Raw genomic sequence first — 20,631 nt, forward strand, 5'->3', positions numbered from 1 at the left:
GAACGACCCTGGCCGGACCCTGATATCGGCCCTGAGGGGCCGCCCGGCGACCGCCCGAGGGGTGGCCCACGCAGATCAGGGGAGCTCTAGGGGACGACCCTGATGCTCCGGCCTGCCGCGCGTGTGACCATCAATGGCATGTCGGAAGCCGCAGCAGCGCCACTCGCCGAACCGCGGCCGCCGCGCAAGCTCTACCGCAGCAGTGACGGACGCTGGCTCGGGGGCGTGGCGCGAGGGCTCGCCGGGCACCTCGGGCTGCCCGTGATCTGGGTGCGGCTCGTCTTCGTCGGCCTGTTCATGGCCGACGGCCTCGGCGCGCTGCTGTACGCCGCGTTCTGGTTCTTCGTCCCGCTCGGCGTCGGCGGGGTCGAGGCGCAGAAACCGCCGCCCCCGGTCGCGGAGACCTCGCCCGACGGCCGCCGCAGACGCGTCGCGCGCAGGCCCGACAAGGGCCAGATCGTGGCCCTGCTCCTCATGGTCGTGGTGGCCATGGTCTTCGTGGGCAACGTGAATCTCAGCGGCGGGGCCAGGGTCTACCTCTGGCCGATGGTGCTCGTCGGCGCGGGCGTCGCCCTGGTCTGGCGGCAGGCGGACAACGCCCGCCGGGCCCGCTGGGCCGAGGTCGGCCGCCGCCGGCGCACGGTGACGCTGCTGCGCTCGGTGGGCGGAGTGCTGCTGGTGACGGCCGGCGTCTCCGGCATCTTCGTCCTGCAAGGATCGGCGGCCCACCTCGGCTCGGTGCTCCAGGCGGCCCTCGCGGTGCTCGTCGGGATCACGCTGCTCGCCGGACCGTATCTGGTGCGCATGACGCAGGACCTGTCCGAGGAGCGCCTCATGCGCATCCGCGCCCAGGAACGCGCGGAGGTCGCCGCCCATGTGCACGACTCGGTGCTGCACACGCTCACCCTGATCCAGCGCAACGCGGAGAACGCGAACGAGGTGCGCCGTCTGGCCCGTGCCCAGGAGCGCGACCTGCGCACCTGGCTCTACAAACCCGAGGGCACCGGCAAGGACGAGGCCGACGAACCCGCCACCCTCGCCGATGCCGTCCGGCACAACGCGGCCGAGGTGGAGGACAAGCACGGCGTGCCCATCGAGGTCGTGGTCGTGGGCGACTGCCCGCTCGACGACGGGATCGCCGCACAGATGCAGGCCGCGAGGGAAGCAATGGTGAACGCCGCCAAGTACGGTGGCGAGGGCGGCGCCGTACAGGTCTTCGCCGAGGTCGAGGGGGGGACGGTCTTCGTGTCCGTCAGGGATCGCGGCCCCGGCTTCGACCTCGACTCGATACCCGCCGACCGGATGGGTGTCAGAGAATCGATCATCGGCCGCATGGAGCGCCACGGCGGTACGGCGCGGCTGCGCGCGGTGCCGGACGGCGGCACGGAGGTCGAGCTGGAGATGGAGAGGGCGGAGAAGACGTCATGAGCGACCCGACCGAGGCGAACGGTACGGCGGGATCGGCGGAGGCGCCCGGCCCCGCGGAGTCGGACGGCGGCCCCGGGCGCCATGTGCGCGTGGTCCTCGTGGACGACCACCGCATGTTCCGCACGGGGGTCCAGGCCGAGATCGGCCGGACCGAGCAGACGGGTGTCGAGGTCGTGGGCGAGGCCGCCGACGTCGACCAGGCCGTCACGGTCATCACCGCGACCCGGCCCGAGGTGGTCCTCCTCGATGTGCACCTGCCCGGCGGCGGAGGTGTCGAAGTGCTGCGCCGCTGCGCCCCGTTGATGGGCGACGCCGAGCAGCCGGTCCGCTTCCTGGCGTTGTCCGTGTCGGACGCGGCGGAGGACGTGATCGGCGTGATCCGGGGCGGGGCCCGCGGATACGTCACCAAGACGATCACCGGCACGGACCTCGTGGACTCGATCTTCCGCGTCCAGGAGGGCGACGCGGTCTTCTCGCCCCGGCTGGCCGGGTTCGTCCTGGACGCCTTCGCCTCCACCGACGCGCCGCCGGTCGACGAGGACCTCGACCGCCTGACCCAGCGCGAGCGCGAGGTGCTGCGGCTCATCGCGCGGGGGTACGCGTACAAGGAGATCGCCAAGCAGCTGTACATCTCCGTGAAGACGGTCGAGTCGCATGTCTCGGCGGTGCTGCGCAAGCTCCAGCTGTCGAACCGGCACGAGCTGACGCGCTGGGCGACGGCTCGCCGGCTGGTCTGACACCGGCGCTCACACCACCCGCGTCGCCCCCGCGTACGGCATCTCGTCGAGCGGGGCGACGCGCACCGGCGCGGACGGGTTCGGGGCGTGGATCATCCGCCCGTTGCCCACGTAGATGCCCACATGGCTGATGCCGGCATAGAAGAAGACCAGGTCACCGGGGCGCAGTTCGGAGCGGGAGACGCGGCGGCCGGCGGCGATCTGGGAGTACGTGGTGCGCGGCAGGGAGACGCCGGCGGCGCGGTAGGCGGCCTGCACCAGACCCGAGCAGTCGAAGGCGTTCGGGCCGGTGGCGCCCCACACATAGGGGCTGCCGAGCTTCTGGTAGGCGTAGGAGACGGCGGCGGCCGCCCGGGAGTCGGGCGCCTGGGAGGAGGCCGGGCCGGGGGCCGCCAAGGTGTCCCGCGCGCCCGTGGAGCGTGAGGCGCGGACCTCGGATCCGCCCTGCCGGGAACGTTCCTGCGGTTCGAGCCGGGACAGCAGCCGCCGGGCGGAGCCCAGCTTGCCGGTGATCGTCTTCTTGTGCTGCTTCAGCTCCGCCCGGCGTGACTTCAGGGAGGTCAGCTCGATGTGGGCGGCCCCGCGCAGCTGCTCGATCTCCCTCAGCTGCCTGCGCACGCCGGAGACGGCGGCGTTCTGCCGGTTGCCGGCCCGCTCGACGAACTCGGCGTTCTCCAGGTACCGGTCGGGGTCGTCGGACAGGGCGAGCTGCACCGCGGGATCCAGTCCGCCGGCGCGGTACTGCGCGGCGGCGACCGAACCCAGGCCCTGGCGGGCGGAGTTGAGCCGTTCCTCCTTGCGTGCCGCCTGATCCTGGAGGTTCCTCAGGCGCTGCGCGGCCGCTTCGGCCTTCTCCTTGGCGCCGTTGTACTTCTCGGTGGCGACCTCCGCCTCCCGGTACAGCTTGTCCACCTCGGCCTTGACCTGACCGGCGGTGAGCGGGGGTTCGGCGTGCCCGGTCCCGTCGAAGGCCGTCGCCGTCGCCGCGCCCGCGAGGGCGATCGTGGCGGCCGTACGGGCCTTGCCGCCACCCAATGCGCGCTGTCGGGGCTTGCGGTGCGCTGCCACCTGGAGGCCACGTCCTTTCCTCGACCGCCGGTGGGAGCGCATACGCCGCCAGGGGAGCGGACGGGCGGCCTGCGCGTCCGGCGACGGCCCGCACAGGGGAAGCGGATCGCCGCCGGACTTCTCGGCGGTGGTGTCCGACTGCCGCCCCTGGCCCGGGCGGCGGTGGGGAGCCGGGCACCTGGAGGAGGACGCTAAACGTCGCCGAGGCGGGCCGGTGGCAGGTGTGCGGAACTGTCTCGAGAGGACCGGCGGTGACCGTATGCGACCGTAGCGCCGTCTCGACCCCGAACGCTTCACTCAGTGTGATGACCGATGCGCCGAATCGTGCGCGAGTGGCCCTGATCGGGTGCTATGGGGCGCATATATGCATCAGTGGCCCGGTGTCGGGCGGCCCGCGGGCCCCTGATTAGGCTCCGGCCTCATGGACGTACTCATCCACCTCTTCGTCGGCCTCCACATCATCGGCATCGCCGCGCTCCTGGGCGGATTCCTCACCCAGATGAAGGCGATGGGCGAGGGCACGGCCCGCTTCACGCCCGCGATGCTGCACGGCGCGCTGACGATGCTGGTCACCGGTGTGGCGCTGGTCGGCCTCAACCAGGCCGACGACCAGACCGTGAACAACATCAAGATCGGCGTGAAGCTGGCCCTGCTGATCGTGATCCTCGGCCTGGTCTATGTGAAGCGGGACGACGAGAAGGTGGACAAGGGCCTGTTCGGCCTGGTCGGTCTGCTGACCACGGCGAACATCTTCATCGCCGTGCTCTGGACCTGACCCGGGAGGGACGGGCGCGCGCCGAGGTGAGCGCCCAGGCGGTGCAGCCGAGCCAGGCCGCCACGGTCATCCACAGCAGGACCTCGCCGAGGGCGTCGAGCCAGGGCGCGTCCAGGGCGGCGGCGACGGCCAGGGCGGCCGCGGCCGTGCCGACCGCGGTGAAGACGGTCGCCCAGCGGGCCACGTCGTAGCCGTGCCGGGGCCAGGCGAGCTCGGCGGTGAGCAGGCCCACGCAGCAGACCAGGGTGAGCACGAGCAGCCCGGCCGTCACCCTGCCGAGGACGGCGTGGTCGTCGTCGTTCCACAGGTACAGGCGGGCGCTGTCGGCGGTGATCAGACGTGCCCCGGCCAGCGCCGACAGGGCGAGCGCCCCGGCCGCGAGCCAGTGGTCCCCGCGCCCCTCGGTCACCTCCCGCGGCGGGAAGCGCAGCAGCGCGACGCAGTAGAGCACCAGCCCCGGCCAGAACAGCACCATGGCCGCGTGGGCGAGCCAGGCGGCCGACTCGGCCGCGGCGAGCGTGGCGCCGAGCACCGCCAGCCCCTGGGTGGCCGCACAGCGCAGGAACACCGTTCCGCGGCGCTCCGGGTTCGCCGCGACGAGCAGCGCCGCCCACAGCAGGGCCGCGAGCGCCAGCAGCGCCGCGGCCGACCGCTGCCAGCCGGCCGCGCAGAAGCCGGTGCCGATCAGGGCGGTCGCCGCCGTGAAGGTGAGCGCGGCCGGCGTCTGCGCCGGCCACCGCGACGGCCGCAGCACGGCGTACGCGACCGCCCCGGCCCAGGCCGCGCAGGCCGGGACGAGGGCGACACGGGAGAGGGTCTCGTACCCCGCCGAGTCGAGACCGACCGCCAGGGCGCCGGTCGTCAGCGCGTACATCGCGCACAGGGCGGCGGACAGGGAGAGACCGGGCATGGCGCCGATGCTAGGCAGCGCCGTGCGCGCGGGGAGAGGGGCACGCGCGCGTGCCCCTCAAAATCGGACCAAGACCGTCAGGCCGGCCGCACCACGCTGTGGATCGCCGACTCGCCGTCGTAGTAGATCGACTCCTCGCGCACGTACGTACCGGGCTTCGGGGCGTGGATCATCATGCCGTTGCCGATGTAGATCCCGACATGGGTGACGTCGTCGTAGAAGAACACCAGGTCACCGGGCTGGGCCTGGGAGAGCGGGACCGTGGTGCCGGCGTTCACCTGGTCGTAGGTCGTGCGCGGCAGGGTGACGGACGCGGCCTTCCAGGCGGCCTGGGTGAGGCCGGAGCAGTCGTAGGAGCCCGGGCCGACGGCCCCCCACACGTACGGCTTGCCGATCTGGGCACGGGCGAAGGCGAGCGCCTTGTCGGCCTTGGTGGCGTACGAGGAGTCGGCCGGGGCGGTCGTGGAGGACGAGCCGGAGCCCGTGGACCCCGACGCGGAGGACCCGCCGTCCTGCTGCCCTGCCGCCTGCTCCTGCGCCGTCTGCCGGGCGGCCTGCTGCCGGGCCAGCTCGTCGGCCTTGCGGGCGGCCTCCTCCCGCTTCTCCCGCTCGATCGCCGCGAGCCGGGCCTTCTCCTCGGCGGTCAGCCGGGACATCAGCTCGCGGGCATCGGCCAGCTTGCGCTGGACGGTGGCCTTGGCCGCCTTCAGGTCGCCCTGCGACTCGGTGAGCGTCTCGAGGCTCTCGGTGGCCTCCTGGCGCTTCTTCATCGTCTCGGACTGCTGTGTGACGTAGTCGTCGACCGCGACCTTCTGACGGCCCGTCATCCGGTCCATCAGCTGGGTCTGGTCGAAGTAGTCCTGCGGGGTGTCCGCGAGCAGGAACGTGGCCGTGTCCGGGGCGGCGGCGCCGGTGCGGTACTGGGCGGAGGCGAAGGAACCGAGCTCCTCCCGCGCCTCGTTGAGCTTCTGGGTGCGCTGGGCGACGTCGTCCAGGAGGGTGTCCACGCGCTTGCGCTGCTTCGCGGTCTTCTCCTTGGCCGCGTTGTACTTGTCGGTGGCCGACTCGGCCTGGCGGTACAGGTCGCCGACCTTCTTCTCGACGTCCTCCAGGCTGGGCTTGTCGTCGGCCTCGGGGGTGGCGTTGGCCGACTGGGACAGCAGGGCCACGGAGGTGAGGGCCGCCGTTGCGAGGGCGGGGGTCCGTATGCCTGCCACGCGCGTACCCGTAGGACGCGACTTGCGGTGCGACGCCAAGGGAGGCGACTCCTTCCACGTTCCGCCTACCGGGTTAGCTGTCGGGTTCGGGCGGATGGTTCGGAAGGGTTGCCCTACGGCCTTCTCCGCACAGGGAGTCGGGCCGATTCACCCCAGGTTCACGGTTGGGTCCCCGGCTCCGGCTGCCGCTGCGGCACACCGGACTCGGCGGAGGCCGCGCGGCCCGGCGACGTTCGCCGGTGGGGGTCATGCGGCCTGATCGCACCGTAGCCAATTCGTGTGGCCCTTGTGAAGGTTGATGGGTGATATGCCCGATACATTTTCGTGACCTTACTCATGAGCGTTGCGGAGAGTGAATGATCCGGGGCGGTTGATCACGACATGTCCGCGATCGGGGAGGGTGTAGCAGGCCGTCACCGGCCGGTCATGGAGGGCGACAATACGCCGCCGGACCGTCGGCCCGCGGCCGGGTGCGCGGCGATGTTCCGGCGATGTTCTCGGGGCGGCGGCGGGCTGTCAGTGGGGCGCCCTAGACTCGGAGAGCGATGAGCAGCCTCTTTGACGACAGCTTCCTGGCGGACCTCCAGGCCCGGCGGGGCCCCGCGGACGAGCCCCCGCCGCCGCCCGAGGACGATCACGTACCGGAGCCGATCCCGGACGATCTGTTCGGCGGGAAGTTCGACGCGCCGCCGGACCGCGACCCCTACTACCGGGACGGCGCCCCCCGCCCGGTGGTGGACACCGCCACCCTCCTGGAGGGGCTGAACGACAACCAGCGCGCCGCCGTCGTCCACTCCGGCTCCCCGCTGCTCATCGTGGCCGGCGCCGGCTCCGGCAAGACCCGTGTGCTCACGCACCGCATCGCCCACCTGCTCGCCGAGCGGGACGTGCACCCCGGCCAGATCCTCGCGATCACCTTCACCAACAAGGCCGCCGGTGAGATGAAGGAGCGCGTCGAGCAGCTGGTCGGCCCGCGCGCGAACGCCATGTGGGTCATGACCTTCCACAGCGCGTGCGTGCGCATCCTCAGGCGCGAGAGCAAGAGGCTCGGCTTCACGTCCTCCTTCTCGATCTACGACGCCGCCGACTCCAAGCGCCTGATGGCCCTGGTCTGCCGCGACCTGGACCTCGACCCCAAGCGTTTCCCGCCGAAGTCCTTCAGCGCCAAGATCAGCAACCTGAAGAACGAGCTGATCGACGAGGAGGACTTCGCCGCCCAGGCCGCCGACGGATTCGAGAAGACCCTCGCCCAGGCCTACGCCCTGTACCAGTCGCGGCTGCGCGAGGCGAACGCCCTCGACTTCGACGACCTGATCATGACGACGGTCAACCTGCTGCGCGCCTTCCCGGACGTCGCCGAGCACTACCGCCGCCGCTTCCGGCACGTCCTGGTGGACGAGTACCAGGACACCAACCACGCGCAGTACGCCCTGGTCCGCGAGCTGGTCGGCACCGTTGAGCACCCGGTCGACGTACCGCCCGAGGCCGAGGTCCCGCCCGCCGAGCTGTGCGTGGTGGGTGACGCCGACCAGTCGATCTACGCCTTCCGCGGCGCGACGATCCGCAACATCCTCCAGTTCGAGGAGGACTACCCGGACGCCACGACGATCCTGCTGGAGCAGAACTACCGCTCCACCCAGACCATCCTCAGCGCGGCCAACGCGGTCATCGAGCGCAACGAGTCCCGCCGCCCCAAGAACCTGTGGACCAACGCGGGCGCCGGTGCCCGGATCACCGGCTACGTCGCCGACACCGAGCACGACGAGGCCCAGTTCGTCGCCGACGAGATAGACCGCCTCACCGACGCCGGCGAGGCCAAGGCCGGCGACGTCGCCGTCTTCTACCGCACCAACGCCCAGTCCCGTGTCTTCGAAGAGGTCTTCATCCGCGTCGGCCTGCCCTACAAGGTCGTCGGCGGCGTCCGCTTCTACGAGCGCAAGGAGGTCCGGGACGTCCTGGCCTACCTGCGCGTGCTGGCCAACCCCGAGGACTCGGTGCCGCTGCGCCGGATCCTCAACGTGCCCAAGCGGGGCATCGGCGACCGCGCCGAGGCGATGATCGACGCCCTGTCCCAGCGCGAGAAGATCAGCTTCCCGCAGGCGCTCAAGCGCGTCGACGAGGCGTACGGCATGGCCGCGCGCTCCACCAACGCCGTCAAGCGGTTCAACACCCTGATGGAGGACCTGCGCACCATCGTCGAGTCCGGCGCCGGACCGGCCACGGTGCTGGAGGCCGTCCTGGAGCGCACCGGCTACCTCGCCGAGCTCCAGGCCTCCACCGACCCGCAGGACGAGACCCGCATCGAGAACCTCCAGGAACTCGCCGCCGTCGCGATGGAGTTCGAGCAGGAGCGCGGCGAGGACGAGCGGGGCACCCTGGCCGACTTCCTCGAACAGGTCGCGCTGGTCGCCGACTCCGACCAGATCCCGGACGAGGAGGACGGCGACGGGGTCATCACGCTCATGACCCTGCACACCGCCAAGGGCCTGGAGTTCCCGGTCGTCTTCCTCACCGGCATGGAGGACGGCGTCTTCCCGCACATGCGCGCCCTCGGCCAGGCCAAGGAGCTGGAGGAGGAGCGGCGCCTGGCCTACGTCGGCATCACCCGCGCGCGGGAGCGGCTCTATCTGACGCGCTCCACGCTGCGCAGCGCCTGGGGCCAGCCCTCCTACAACCCGCCCTCCCGGTTCCTGGAGGAGATCCCCGCGGCGCACCTGGAGTGGAAGCGCACGGGTGCGACCGCGCCCGCGTCCTCCGGGCCGGTCTCGGCGGTGGCGGCCTCGCTGTCGTCGTCCCGTTCCCGCTCGTCCGCCTCGGGTGCCTCCGGGTTCGCCACCCGCCGCACCTCGGAGAAGCCGGTGGTGTCGCTGGCGGTCGGGGACCGGGTCACACACGACCAGTTCGGGCTCGGGACCGTCGTCGCGGTCAAGGGCACGGGCGGCAACGCCGAGGCGACGATCGACTTCGGGGACACCAAGCCGAAGCGGCTGCTGCTGCGGTACGCGCCGGTGGAGAAGCTGTAGCGCCGAGAGGTGAACCGGTGGGCCCCTGCGCGCTCGACGCGGGCGGGGGGCTGCCGGGGCGTTACCCGATGCGGGCGGGGCGGGGGCTGGCGGACGTTACGTCGGGTCGATGCCGTGGCTGCGCAGCCACGGGAGCGGGTCGATGGCCGAGCCGCCGCCCGGGCGCACCTCGAAGTGCAGGTGCGGGCCGGTGGAGTTGCCGGAGTTGCCCGAGCGGGCGATCGGATCGCCGGCCTTCACGGTCGTCCCCGAGGCGACCGTGTAGGTGGAGAGGTGGCAGTACCACGTCTCCGTGCCGTCCTTGGCGGTCAGGATCAGCATGTTGCCGTACGCGCTGTTCCACTGCGTGCGCACCGTGCCGTCGGTCGCGGCCATCACGGTCGTGCCGTACGAGACGGGGAAGTCGATGCCGGTGTGCAGGGACATCCAGTTGATGCCGGACTGGCCGTAGTAGGCGCTGAGTCCGTGCCGCGCGACCGGCAGGGCGAACTTGGGGCGCAGCCGCTCCTTGCGGGCCGCCTCCTCCGCCGCGCGCTTCTTCTCGGCGGCCTGCTGCGCCTTGAGGTCGATGCGCTCCTGCGTACGGCTGGCCCGGTCGGCGAAGTCGTCGGCGCCGGCGGCGAGGCTCTGCAGCTGGGTGTCCAGCTTGTTGTTGGCCGCGGCCGGCTGGACGGGCTGGGCGTCCGCGGCGGTCGTCCGCGCCTCGGCGGCACTGTCGTCGGCGAAGGTGCCGACGGAGGCGGCGGCGATCCCGGCGACCCCCATCACACACGCCGAGGGCACCGCGATGGTCATCAGCGCCGAGCGCTTGGGGGGTGTGCGGCGGCGGGAACGGGACCCTGCGCGGGCGGCCGCCCGCGAGGACGGCGCGGGGGCGACGTCCTCCTGGTCGTCCAGGAGCGGGGTGACGACGGGCAGTTCACCGGTGGCGGCCGGTCCGTCGCCGTCCGCTGCGGGCTCGTAACCGGCCCCGGCGGATTCGTCGTAGGCGACCTGCTCGAACGTCGCGGTCTCGAGCTGGTCGAAGGTTTCAGCAGGGTGCTCGTACGCCTCGGGGGCCGGTGCCGCGGTGCCGTCGGAGTTCCACTGCGTGGCGTCGTACGCGCCCGTGTCGAAGGCCTGCTTGCCCCACTCCCACTGCTGGGTGCGGTCGGCGGGGTCACCGGACTGGTCCGGCTGGAGCCAGGCGCCGGCCTCCCACTGCCCGGTGGCGTCCGGGGGCGGGCTCGGCGACGGGATCGCCGACATCGGCTGCTGCTCGCCCGTCCAGGACGTCGTGTCGTAGACGCCGGTGTCGTAGGCCGCGTGGTGCTGGGCCGCGTAGGCGTCGTAGTGCACGTTCTCGTGCGTGCCGGTGGGCCATTGGCCGGTGTCGTAGGCACCCGTGTCGTGGCCGCCGCCCGGCATGTCGCCGAAGAGGGGATCCGTGGCGAAGGTCGTGGTGGCGGGCCCGGAGGCATCGAAACCGGCGCCGTGGGTACCGGTCGTGGCGGCACCGGTGGCGTCAAAACCGGTGGCGGCGTAGTCGCCGTACGTGGTGAGGTCGCCGTACTGGGCTTCCTGGGTGCCGTACGACGCGTAGTGCGCCGAGGCGGCGTCGGAAGCCGGAGCCGGGGTCATGGTCCCCGACGGGTGACGGTCGTTCACCAACTTCTCTTTCGCCTCGACAACAGGGGCTGCCAGAGCAGTGCGGCGACTGTACCCGGCGGTACGCGGGCACGACAATCTTCTGCAGGTTTCGCGCGCGCAGGAAACGGGCATTCGGCCGTGTTTTGGCGGACGGCGGGCACGGGTTTGGTTCTGTGTTCGAAGTTTGTTCGACCTTGAGTGGTGCTGTGGCGCGACGTGCCCGCTGTATGACGAGTTTCAGGCCACCGTCAGACCGCCGGTGTGTTCGGCGGAGGGTTCACCCGGCTGGGCCGTGTCGAGAACCTCCCGTATGCCGTTGGCGACGGCGGGGTGCACGGGCAGGGCGAGATGACCGATGCCGGTCACGTGCACGTTCTGCGCCATCAGGTCGGGATGATCGATACGGGCCGTCTCCACCGGGTCCATCACATGGTCGAGGTCGCTCCAGAAGCCGACGAAGCGCGTACGGCAGTCAGGGGCGGGCAGAGTGAGCTCCTCGAGCACCGGTGAGCCGGGGCGCATCTGGCGCACGATGGGGTGCGCGTTCGCCACGGGCATCACCCGGGTTCCCGCGTGCGGCGTGCCGAGCGTGACCAGGGTCCGCACGCGCGCGTCGCCGCCGAGCCGCTGCACGTAGTAACGCGCTATCAGGCCCCCGAGACTGTGCCCGACGACGTCGACCCGCCGGGACCCGGTGCGCTCGCAGACCTCCTCGATGTGCCGGCCGAACAGCTCGGCCGCGGCCCGTATGTCGCAGGTCAGCGGCGAGTAGTTGACGGACTCGATCTGCTGCCTGCCGTGCTGGGCGAGGCTGCGGCGCAGCAGGACGAAGACCGAGCGGTTGTCGATGAAGCCGTGCAGCAGGACGACCGGAGGCTTGGCCCGCGTGGGCAGTTGGGCGGCGCCGTCCACGGGCGGCACCGGAACCGGGGCGCGCCGCTCCTGGGTGATGCCCGACGGGTAGAGGAGGAGATGCCCGGCCAGGATCGCGAACTCCAGGGCGGTGGCCTTCAGCAGGGCCACGGAGAGTCCCGCGAACCTGCCCGGCAGCAGGCGCTCGCAGAACGGAAGAAAGGGCAGAGCAGCCCTGGTGACCTTCATGGCCGACCTCCTGTCGGCACGCGGGAGGACGGTTCCGCCCCCCGTGTGCCCTCGTGGAAAGCAGCTGCGGAGGCGGCCGGCGTCGACCGCGCGAGCGGCGTGAGCCGCATGAGTCGCGTGAGCTGCGGGGGCAGAGCGCGGCGTGTGACGTCCGGGACGCCGGACGTGCGACGGGGGTCCCCGACCGGTGGGGTGACGGGGATCCCCGCTGATGCGCCGTGTCTGCCCTGCTGGCTGTGCGTGCGGTTCGTGCCGTGAATGCGGTGCTTGCTCTGCGTGCCTTCGCCGAAGTGTCCGGCCGCCGCTGTGTGCCCTGGGCGGCGTGGCGGTACGGCAACCCCGTTGCGACTCCCCTTGCGCTTGTCCCATCGTGTGATTTCCCCCTCGCTCTCCGCCCCGAAACTGCCGGTTGCGGGATGCTGGAGATAACGTTCGTTCACTTGCCCGGAGGGTTCGGGGCGGGGAGTCCGTGCGGTGCGGCATGTACGGCTTGCCCGATGTGTGCGGTACTTGTCGGTACGGATGGATGTAGTCGCTTCATGGAGGCAGTGATGGGTGTGGCAGCCGGTCCGATCCGCGTGGTGGTGGCCAAGCCGGGGCTCGACGGCCACGATCGCGGGGCCAAGGTGATCGCGCGGGCCCTGCGCGACGCCGGTATGGAGGTCATCTACACCGGGCTCCACCAGACTCCCGAGCAGATCGTCGACACGGCGATCCAGGAGGACGCCGACGCGATCGGGCTGTCCATCCTCTCCGGAGCGCACAACACGCTCTTCGCGGCGGTGATCGACCTGCTCAAGGAGCGGGAGGCGGAGGACATCCTTCTCTTCGGCGGTGGGATCATCCCCGAGGCGGACATTCCCCTGCTGAAGGAGAAGGGCGTCGCGGAGATCTTCACCCCGGGCGCGACGACGGCGTCGATCGTGGACTGGGTCCGGACGAACGCCCGCCAGCCCGCGGGGGCCTAGGCCTGCGGTGGTCCGGCCCGGGCGGCCGAGTCGGGGTGGTCCGCCGGGTCCGGGTGGGCCGGCGGATTCGGCTGGTCCGGTGGCTCCGGTTGGTTCAGCGGGTCGGGCTGGTCCAGTGGGTCGGGCTGGTTCAGCGGGTCCGGCCGGTCCGGTGAGTCCGGCCGGTGGCCGTGCGTTCTCGCTCCGGGGAACTCGCGGCATGACGGCTGGCTGTGGCGGCCGTGCCTGTGGTCGCCGTGCTTGCTGTGCTCCCTGTCGTTCCTGTCGTTCCTGTCGTTCCTGTCGTTCCGGTGGTCGTCCCTGCCCTGTCCGCTGCCCGTGCCGTTCGTCTCGTTCCTGACGTCGGCGTGCTCCGCGGCGTCCGGCGGACCGCTGGACGGACCTCCCGGCCGCCGGAAGGTCCCCACCTGCCGACGGGCGGCCCGGGGTCAGGCCGCTCCCAGTTCCTCGGCCATCGCCGCGCGCAGACGCAGGGTCGTCACCAGGCGCTGGAAGGCCTCCGCCCAGTAGCCGCCCGCTCCCGGGGACGCGTTCTCCGGTTCGTCCGGCACGGCCAGGAGGGCGTCGAGCCGGGCGGCCTCGGACGGGTCGAGGCAGCGCTCCGCCAGGCCCATGACCCCGCTGAAACTCCATGGATAACTCCCCGCGTCCCGAGCGATGTTGAGCGCGTCCACCACGGCTCCGCCGAGCGGCGCTGCCCAGGGCACCGCACATACTCCGAGCAACTGGAAGGCTTCGGACAGGCCGTGCGCGGCGATGAAACCGGCCACCCACTCGGCCCGTTCAGCGGCGCCCAGCGTGCCGAGCAGCTTGGCGCGTTCGGCCAGCGAGACCGCCCCAGGACCACCCGCCTCCGGCGCCGACGGCTCACCGAGCAGCGCGCGTGCCCACGCGGCGTCCTCCTGACGCACCGCCGCCCGGCACCACGCCGCGTGCAGTTCGCCCTGCCAGCCGTCCGCCACCGGCAGCGCCACGATCTCCTCCGGCGTGCGTCCGCCGAGCCGCCGGGACCAGGTCCCGAGCGGTGCCGCCTCCACCAGCTGGCCGAGCCACCAGGACCGCTCACCCCGCCCCGCCGGGGCCTTCGCCACGACGCCGTCGCGCTCCATGCCCGCATCGCACTCGTGCGGCGCCTCGACGACGATCGCCGGGGTGGGCCGCGTGGTCGCGCCCGGCCCCTCGTTCTCGCTGCCGGTCGTCGGCGGCTGGGCGATCTGCGCGTGGTCGAGGGCGACGCAGGCCTCCGCCCTGACCGCCATACGCGCGGCGAGCGCCGAGCCGGGCAGGGACGACAGCAGCTCCGCCGCCGTCGCCCGGACGTTGCGGCTGCGGTCGGCCAGGGCTTGTTCCAGGAACGGCTCGTCGTCCGCGCCCAGGCCCGCCCGCAGCGAGTCGAGGAACATCAGCCGGTCCTCGGCCCTTTCCGTCGCCCAGGTCGTCGCCAGCAGGTCGCGTGCGGCGGCCGGTTCCCGGGAGCGCAGCGCGGACAGCAGGGCCACCCGTTCGGCGAACAAGCCCTCCTGCCAGAGCTGCTGGATCCGGTCGTCGTCCCCGATAGGCGGCAGGGCCGCTCCGCCGCCCGGGGTGGCCCGCAGGGCGAACCGCCAGTCCGGGTTCAGCCGCGCCAGCCACAGGGCCCGCGGCCCCGCGAACTCCAGCACCGCGGGACGCAGGTCGGTACGCCCGCGGGCCGCGTCCAGCAACGCCGGAAGCGCCTGCGGAGGCGGTGCGAACCCACGGGCGTTCGCCGCCGCGAGCCATTGGGGCAACAGCTCCATCAGGTCGGGCGCGGCGCCTCGCCGGCCGCCGCCGGAGGGGCCGGGGCGGTCGGCCAGCAGCATCGCGAGTCTGCGGGCCGCCGCCGGTGGCAGGGCGGGACGCGGGTCCTGCGGAGCCGGCTGCGGCCGCTCGGCCGCCCGCGCCGGACGCAGACCGGCCCGGCGCCGCACGGTCTGCACGGCCGCCGCGTCCAGCAGGGCCGCCGGGGCGTCCGGGCCGGGCGTGGTGCCCGGCGGGGTGCGGCGGTCGGTGCCCAGCAGCGCGGTGGTGACGAGCCCCTCCCAGGCGTCCGTGCCGGGCGCGTCGACAGGAGCGGAGGTCCTGGTCATGAGCTTCCTTTCCGCGGGGCGCCCGGTGGTTGAAGGCTCGCCCTTACCGGATGTCCCGTGATGCCTGAAAGATTCGTGGATCTGTGGGATGCGTGAGACGGGGTTAACGGCCGTGGCTGGTAGGGGTGTCGGTGTCTGCGCCCCGCCGCCCTTGTGGGGGTGGTCCTGCTCGTGTCGGCGCTGCCGGCCGCCCCGGGCTTGGTGTCCGGGTTCGTGTTCGTGGCCTTGCCCTTGCCTTTGGCGGTGGCCGTGCTCGTGCTCGTGCCCGTGACTGTGCTCGTGCCCGAGGCCGTGCTCGTGCCTTCGCGCGTGCTGTGCTGAGGCCTTGCTCGCGCCTGCGCCGCCGCCCGCCCCGGGCTTGGTGTCCGGGGTCCGTGTTCGTGGCCGTCGCCGTGTCTTGCCCGTGGCCGTGGCTGTGCTCGCGCCGTGGCCCGTGCTGTGCCAGTGGTTGCCCTTGCCCGTGTCCCTGCCCGCGCTGTGCAGGTGACCCCGCTCGTGTCTGCGCTGCCGCCCGCCCCGGGCCTGGTGGCCCCCTGACCGTGCCCGCGTCGCGGCCTCAGCACAGGGCGACTGCCTCGCCCGGTCCGTCGGGCCAGGCCGTCAAGGGTGTGAAGCCCTGGTGGCCGCATTCGCCGAACACCTTGACCGGGGCGCCACCCGACAGGGCGATCAGCCGCCACAGGCCCGGCCGGGAACGCGCGGTGGGAGTGAGGGGCAACGCCGCGTCCTCGTCGGCGTCCGCCAGCTGCCACGAGTCGCCGTCCGGGGCCGGGACGACCCGGTCCAGCGTCACCGGGACGGAGTCCAGCCACGGGTCGTCGCGCAGGGCGTCTCCGTAACGGGCGGCCGCCTGGGACGTCGTCATCCCCGATGGGCGTATCGCCGAGGGCGCGGGCGGGGCGAACTGCTCGCCCAGGGCCACCCGTTGACCCGTGCCCGGGTACGCGGACACCTCCGCCTCCAGGACCAGCCCCACCGGAAGGGCATGCTCCGGCGCGCGCCCGGCGGCGCCGTAGGAGAGGAGCAGCACGGTGCGGTGGGACTCGGCGCCGTACAGCCAGATCCGGCGGGTCGTCAGGCGTGGGTCCGTCGTGTCGTACTGGGCGAGGACCAGCCAGCGGTCCCGCAGCGGCGGGCCGTCCGCGGAGGCAGGCAGGCCGATGCGGGAGCGGACCGTGGCGGCGAGACCGTCCGGGAGCCGCTCGCGGCGCAGCCAGCCCTGGCCGAGGAGATGCAACAGCGCGCACTCCTCCAGCAGCCGCACCGGCCAGCCAGGCCCCGTGGACGGGATCGCCCCCAACTCCCGCACCCTGCCCGCCAGGCCCTGGGCCTGGGCGTCGACCATCCGGGCCGCCGTCTCGTCCCAGAGGCCGTACCCCGCTTGCTCCGCCGACGCCAGGCCGCCGCGCAGCAGGTCCGTCAGGCGCTGCTCCAGCTCCACCGCGCCCGCTGTGACCCGCTCGGCCCTGCGCTCCGCCCGGCGCCGCGCCGCCTCGGGATCGGCTGCCCCCGACGGCGCACCGGAGCCGTCCCCGGCCCTCTTCTCCTCCGCGCGCCTGCGCCGCCCCTCCATCCACTGCCCGGCCCACTCCGGAGCCTGCCCCGGCGGCACCGCCGCGTCGTCACCGGCCCAGAGCAGCAGCAGCCCGAGGGCGTGCTTGCACGGGAACTTACGGCTCGGGCAACTGCACTTGTACGCGGGCCCGGCGGCGTCCGCGATGTCGACCACCGTCTGGTACGGCTTGCTCCCGCTGCCCTTGCACAGCCCCCACACCGCCCCCTCGCCGGAACTGCCCGTCTCGGACCACGGTCCCGCCGCGCCGAGTTTGCTTCCCGCTTTGCGTGATGCAGCGTCAGGTGCCAGTGCCAGCACCTGGTCCGCCGTCCAGCGCACCCCCTGCTGAGTCATGCCATCGACGGTAGATCCCACCACTGACAATCGGGTCGGCGAGCGGCGTCGGCGGGGCGTTTGCGCAGGTCGGAACGCATTGTCAGTGGTGTGGTGCAACGTTGGCGACAGATCCGAACCGGCCGAGCTGGAGGGGGACTTTGCCATGACTGTGTCCGTTGAGCCGACGTCCGTCGAAGCGGGGGAGACGCGACCGGCCCAGGCGTTGCGACCGCATGCCGAGGACACCTTCGCCGACGAACTGGCAGCGCTGGCCGCTCAGGACGACCGTCCGCGTCCGGCCCGCTGGAAGCTGTCGCCGTGGGCCGTGGCCACCTACCTGCTCGGCGGCACGCTGCCCGACGGCACGGTGATCACGCCGAAGTACGTGGGGCCGCGCCGCATCGTCGAGGTCGCCGTCACCACGCTCGCCACCGACCGCGCCCTGCTCCTGCTCGGCGTGCCGGGCACGGCGAAGACCTGGGTGTCCGAGCACCTGGCCGCGGCCGTCAGCGGCGACTCCACCCTGCTGGTGCAGGGCACCGCCGGAACCCCCGAAGAGGCCATCCGCTACGGCTGGAACTACGCGCAGCTGCTCGCGAACGGGCCCAGCCGCCAAGCCCTCGTGCCCAGCCCGGTCATGCGGGCCATGGCGGAGGGCATGACGGCCCGCGTGGAGGAGCTGACCCGGATCCCGGCCGACGTGCAGGACACGCTCATCACGATCCTGTCCGAGAAGACCCTGCCGATACCGGAACTGGGCCAGGAGGTGCAGGCGGTCCGCGGCTTCAACCTGATCGCCACGGCCAACGACCGCGACCGCGGGGTCAACGACCTGTCCAGCGCCCTGCGCCGCCGCTTCAACACGGTCGTCCTGCCGCTGCCGGACAGTCCCGAGGCCGAGGTGGACATCGTCGCGCGGCGCGTCGACCAGATCGGCCGCTCCCTGGACCTGCCGGCCGTGCCGGACGGGCTGGCCGAGATCCGCCGCGTCGTCACGGTCTTCCGGGAGCTGCGCGACGGGGTCACGGCCGACGGCCGGACGAAGCTGAAGTCGCCCAGCGGCACGCTGTCCACGGCCGAGGCGATCTCCGTCGTCACCAACGGGCTGGCCCTGGCGGCGCACTTCGGCGACGGCGTGCTGCGGCCGGGCGACGTCGCCGCGGGCATCCTCGGCGCGGTGGTTCGCGACCCGGCGGCGGACCGCGTCATCTGGCAGGAGTACCTGGAGACGGTCGTGCGCGAGCGCGACGGCTGGAAGGACTTCTACCGGGCCTGCCGCGAGGTGAGCGCGTGACCGGCACGGGGCGGGGGCTCCGGGCGGCGGGACCGCGGTCGGCGGCGGGTTCGGATCGGGCGTGCGGGACGGGAGGGGGATGACGTGACCGGTCTGGAGAGCACCGCGGGCCGGGAGGCCGGGGCGGGACCGGTGCTGCTCGGGGTGCGGCATCACGGGCCGGGATCGGCCCGGGCGGTGCGGGCGGCGCTGGAGGGCATCCGGCCGCGGGTCGTGCTGATCGAGGGGCCGCCCGAGGCCGACGCGCTGATCCCGCTCGCGGCCGAGGGGGAGATGCGGCCGCCGGTCGCCCTGCTCGCCCACGCGGTGGACGAACCCGGCCGCTCGGCGTTCTGGCCGCTGGCCGAGTTCTCCCCGGAGTGGGTCGCCGTCCGCTGGGCCCTGGAGCACGACGTACCCGCCCGCTTCATCGACCTGCCGGCCACGCACACGCTGGCCTGGCGAAGGCAGGAGGACGAGGCGGCAGGGGGCGAACGCCCCCCGGAGGGCGGGACGGCGGCGGACGGGGACACCGCCCCGGACCCGGCCGGGCTGCGGATCGACCCGCTCGGAGTGCTCGCCGAGACCGCCGGTTACGACGACCCGGAGCGGTGGTGGGAGGACGTCGTGGAACACCGGAGCGCGGCAGCGGACGACGCCCTCGCGCCGTTCACCGCGCTCGAGGAGGCCATGACCGCCCTGCGGGAGACCTACGGCAGCGGGGGACACGACCGGGACCTCGTACGCGAGGCGTACATGCGGCTCCAGGTGCGCGCCGCCCAGCGGGAGTTCGAGGACGCCGTGGCCGTCGTCTGCGGGGCCTGGCACGTACCCGCCCTGCGGCAGAAGACCACCGTCGCCGCCGACAAGGCGCTGCTGAAGGGACTGCCCAAGGTCAAGACGGACATGACCTGGGTGCCGTGGACCCACCGCCGGCTGTCCCGCAGCAGCGGCTACGGGGCCGGCATCGAGTCGCCGGGCTGGTACGGACACCTGTTCAGCGCCCCGGACCGGCCGGTCGAGCGGTGGCTGACCAAGGTGGCGCGGCTGCTGCGCGCCGAGGACCGGATCGTCTCCTCCGCGCATGTCATCGAGGCGGTGCGGCTGGCCGAGACGCTCGCCGCGATGCGCGGCCGTCCGCTGCCCGGCCTGAGCGAGACGACCGACGCGGTGCGGGCGGTGATGTGCGAGGGATCGGACGTACCGCTGGCCCTCGTGCGGGACCGGCTCGTCGTGGGGGATGTGCTGGGGGAGGTGCCGCCCTCGGCTCCGGCGGTGCCGTTGCAGCGGGACCTCACCCGGCTGCAACGACGGCTGCGGCTGAAGCCGGAGGCACTGGAGCGGGAGGTCGAGCTCGACCTGCGCAAGGAGAACGACGCCGCCCGCAGCAGACTCCTGCACCGGCTGCGGCTGCTCGGGATCGCGTGGGGCGAACCGGCCGCCTCCCGTGGCAGCACGGGCACCTTCCGGGAGACCTGGCGGCTGCGCTGGGAGCCCGAGCTGGCCGTGCGGGTCGCCGAGGCCGGGGTGTGGGGCACGACCGTGCTGTCCGCGGCGACGGCGAAGGCCGAGGGGGACGCCGTCACCGCCGAGGGCCTGGCCGACGTCACGGGGCTCGCCGAGCGCTGCCTGCTGGCCGAACTGCCCGACGCGCTGCCGACGGTGATGCGGGTCCTCGCCGACCGGGCGGCCCTCGACACGGACGTGGGCCATCTCGCCCAGGCGCTCCCCGCCCTGGTCCGCTCCCTGCGCTACGGCGACGTGCGCGGCACGAACACCGGTGCCCTCGCCGAGGTCGCGGCGGGACTCGCCGAGCGGGTCTTCGTCGGACTGCCCCCGGCCTGTGCCGGGCTCGACGCGGACGCCGCCGAGGAGATGCGGCGCCATGTGGACGCGGTGCACGCGGCCGTGGGGCTCCTGGGTGACGCGCCCGCGGAGGGACACGGCAGCCTGAGAGGCCGCTGGCAGTCGGTGCTGCGGGTGCTCTCCGGGCGGGACACCGTGCCCGGGGTGATCCGGGGCCGTGCCGTGCGGCTCCTGCTCGACGACGGGGAGCTGGCGCAGGACGAGGCGGCCGTGCTGATGGGCCTCGTCCTGTCCCCGGGCACCCTGCCCGCGGACGCGGCCGCCTGGATCGAGGGCTTCGTCGGAGGGGGCTCCGGCGGCGGGATGCTCCTGGTGCACGACGAACGGCTGCTGGGGCTGGTCGACGCGTGGCTCACCGGCGTGCCGGCCGAGGCCTTCACCGACGTGCTTCCCCTGCTGCGGCGGACGTTCTCGGCGTACGAGCCCGGGGTGCGCCGGACCCTCGGCGAACTGGTCCGGCGCGGGCCGGGCGCCGGGGGCGGCAGGGCAGCCGTCGGCTCGGGGACACCGGGATTCGCGGCCGAACTCGACCTGGCGCGCGCGGACGCCGTGCTGCCCGTCGTGCGGCTGCTGCTGGGGCTGGACGACGTGGACGAGAACACCGGCAACGATCTGGCGGGGGTGACGGGATGACGAT

Annotated in this window: 15 protein-coding genes and 1 riboswitch; of the genes, 8 read left to right on the plus strand and 7 right to left on the minus strand. The window is 73.0% G+C overall.

From position 1 onward, the window contains the following. Nucleotides 1–138: 138 nt before the first annotated feature. Nucleotides 139–1,428, plus strand: a complete 1,290-nt coding sequence (locus tag AC0665_RS01820) for an ATP-binding protein (protein ID WP_478605109.1) — start codon at nucleotides 139–141, stop codon at nucleotides 1,426–1,428. Continuing rightward, nucleotides 1,425–2,165 carry a LuxR C-terminal-related transcriptional regulator gene (locus tag AC0665_RS01825; protein ID WP_468406804.1) on the plus strand — a complete coding sequence of 247 codons (741 nt, stop codon included), beginning with the start codon at nucleotides 1,425–1,427 and terminating at the stop codon, nucleotides 2,163–2,165. The genes AC0665_RS01820 and AC0665_RS01825 overlap by 4 nt, the downstream gene beginning before the upstream one ends. Before the next feature lie 9 nt (nucleotides 2,166–2,174). On the opposite strand, the gene AC0665_RS01830 is transcribed toward AC0665_RS01825, so the two are convergent. Then, on the minus strand, nucleotides 2,175–3,233 hold the full coding sequence (locus tag AC0665_RS01830; protein WP_478704239.1) for a C40 family peptidase: 1,059 nt from the start codon (nucleotides 3,231–3,233) through the stop codon (nucleotides 2,175–2,177). Nucleotides 3,234–3,654: 421 nt separating this feature from the next. Between AC0665_RS01830 and AC0665_RS01835 the strand changes: the two genes are divergently transcribed. Next, entirely contained in the window at nucleotides 3,655–4,008 is a 354-nt protein-coding gene (locus AC0665_RS01835; RefSeq protein ID WP_478605103.1) for a hypothetical protein, read from the plus strand. On the opposite strand, the gene AC0665_RS01840 is transcribed toward AC0665_RS01835, so the two are convergent. Both AC0665_RS01840 and AC0665_RS01845 read right to left on the minus strand, forming a co-directional pair. Next, nucleotides 3,986–4,918, minus strand: a complete 933-nt coding sequence (locus AC0665_RS01840; protein ID WP_478704240.1) for a TDT family transporter — start codon at nucleotides 4,916–4,918, stop codon at nucleotides 3,986–3,988. The genes AC0665_RS01835 and AC0665_RS01840 overlap by 23 nt on opposite strands. A 77-nt stretch (nucleotides 4,919–4,995) precedes the next feature. Continuing rightward, the gene (locus AC0665_RS01845; protein WP_468635582.1) at nucleotides 4,996–6,174 is read right to left on the minus strand and encodes a C40 family peptidase; all 1,179 of its coding nucleotides are present in this window, start codon (nucleotides 6,172–6,174) and stop codon (nucleotides 4,996–4,998) included. An 8-nt stretch (nucleotides 6,175–6,182) separates the two neighbouring features. Continuing rightward, nucleotides 6,183–6,355: riboswitch (cyclic di-AMP (ydaO/yuaA leader) on the minus strand. A gap of 325 nt (nucleotides 6,356–6,680) precedes the next feature. On the opposite strand from AC0665_RS01845, the gene pcrA reads away from it, so the two are divergent. Beyond that, entirely contained in the window at nucleotides 6,681–9,158 is a 2,478-nt protein-coding gene (pcrA, locus tag AC0665_RS01850; protein WP_478704241.1) for a DNA helicase PcrA, read from the plus strand. Nucleotides 9,159–9,254: 96 nt separating this feature from the next. Here pcrA and AC0665_RS01855 read toward each other — a convergent pair whose 3' ends face one another. Both AC0665_RS01855 and AC0665_RS01860 read right to left on the minus strand, forming a co-directional pair. Further along, the gene (locus AC0665_RS01855) at nucleotides 9,255–10,805 is read right to left on the minus strand and encodes a M23 family metallopeptidase (RefSeq protein WP_478704242.1); all 1,551 of its coding nucleotides are present in this window, start codon (nucleotides 10,803–10,805) and stop codon (nucleotides 9,255–9,257) included. 219 nt (nucleotides 10,806–11,024) lie between these two features. Next, entirely contained in the window at nucleotides 11,025–11,888 is an 864-nt protein-coding gene (locus AC0665_RS01860) for an esterase/lipase family protein (protein WP_468406818.1), read from the minus strand. 551 nt (nucleotides 11,889–12,439) lie between these two features. Between AC0665_RS01860 and AC0665_RS01865 the strand changes: the two genes are divergently transcribed. Then, nucleotides 12,440–12,856 carry a coenzyme B12-dependent isobutyryl CoA mutase small subunit gene (locus tag AC0665_RS01865; RefSeq protein WP_363118538.1) on the plus strand — a complete coding sequence of 139 codons (417 nt, stop codon included), beginning with the start codon at nucleotides 12,440–12,442 and terminating at the stop codon, nucleotides 12,854–12,856. A gap of 428 nt (nucleotides 12,857–13,284) precedes the next feature. Here the strand turns inward: AC0665_RS01865 and AC0665_RS01870 are convergent, their stop codons facing one another. Beyond that, complete coding sequence (locus tag AC0665_RS01870; protein WP_478704243.1) at nucleotides 13,285–14,964, minus strand: DUF5691 domain-containing protein; 1,680 nt, start codon at nucleotides 14,962–14,964, stop codon at nucleotides 13,285–13,287. A 159-nt stretch (nucleotides 14,965–15,123) separates the two neighbouring features. Here AC0665_RS01870 and AC0665_RS01875 point away from each other — a divergent pair, with 159 nt between their 5' ends. Further along, nucleotides 15,124–15,285 carry a hypothetical protein gene (locus AC0665_RS01875; RefSeq protein ID WP_468406823.1) on the plus strand — a complete coding sequence of 54 codons (162 nt, stop codon included), beginning with the start codon at nucleotides 15,124–15,126 and terminating at the stop codon, nucleotides 15,283–15,285. Between the two features lie 235 nt (nucleotides 15,286–15,520). On the opposite strand, the gene AC0665_RS01880 is transcribed toward AC0665_RS01875, so the two are convergent. Further along, complete coding sequence (locus AC0665_RS01880) at nucleotides 15,521–16,873, minus strand: SWIM zinc finger family protein (RefSeq protein WP_478704244.1); 1,353 nt, start codon at nucleotides 16,871–16,873, stop codon at nucleotides 15,521–15,523. 145 nt (nucleotides 16,874–17,018) lie between these two features. Here AC0665_RS01880 and AC0665_RS01885 point away from each other — a divergent pair, with 145 nt between their 5' ends. Continuing rightward, on the plus strand, nucleotides 17,019–18,149 hold the full coding sequence (locus AC0665_RS01885; protein ID WP_478605085.1) for an ATP-binding protein: 1,131 nt from the start codon (nucleotides 17,019–17,021) through the stop codon (nucleotides 18,147–18,149). Nucleotides 18,150–18,233: 84 nt separating this feature from the next. Next, nucleotides 18,234–20,627, plus strand: coding sequence for a DUF5682 family protein (locus tag AC0665_RS01890; RefSeq protein WP_478704245.1), 2,394 nt, complete (start codon nucleotides 18,234–18,236; stop codon nucleotides 20,625–20,627). Nucleotides 20,628–20,631 lie beyond the last annotated feature (4 nt).

Source organism: Streptomyces sp. NPDC043685 (assembly GCF_056436585.1).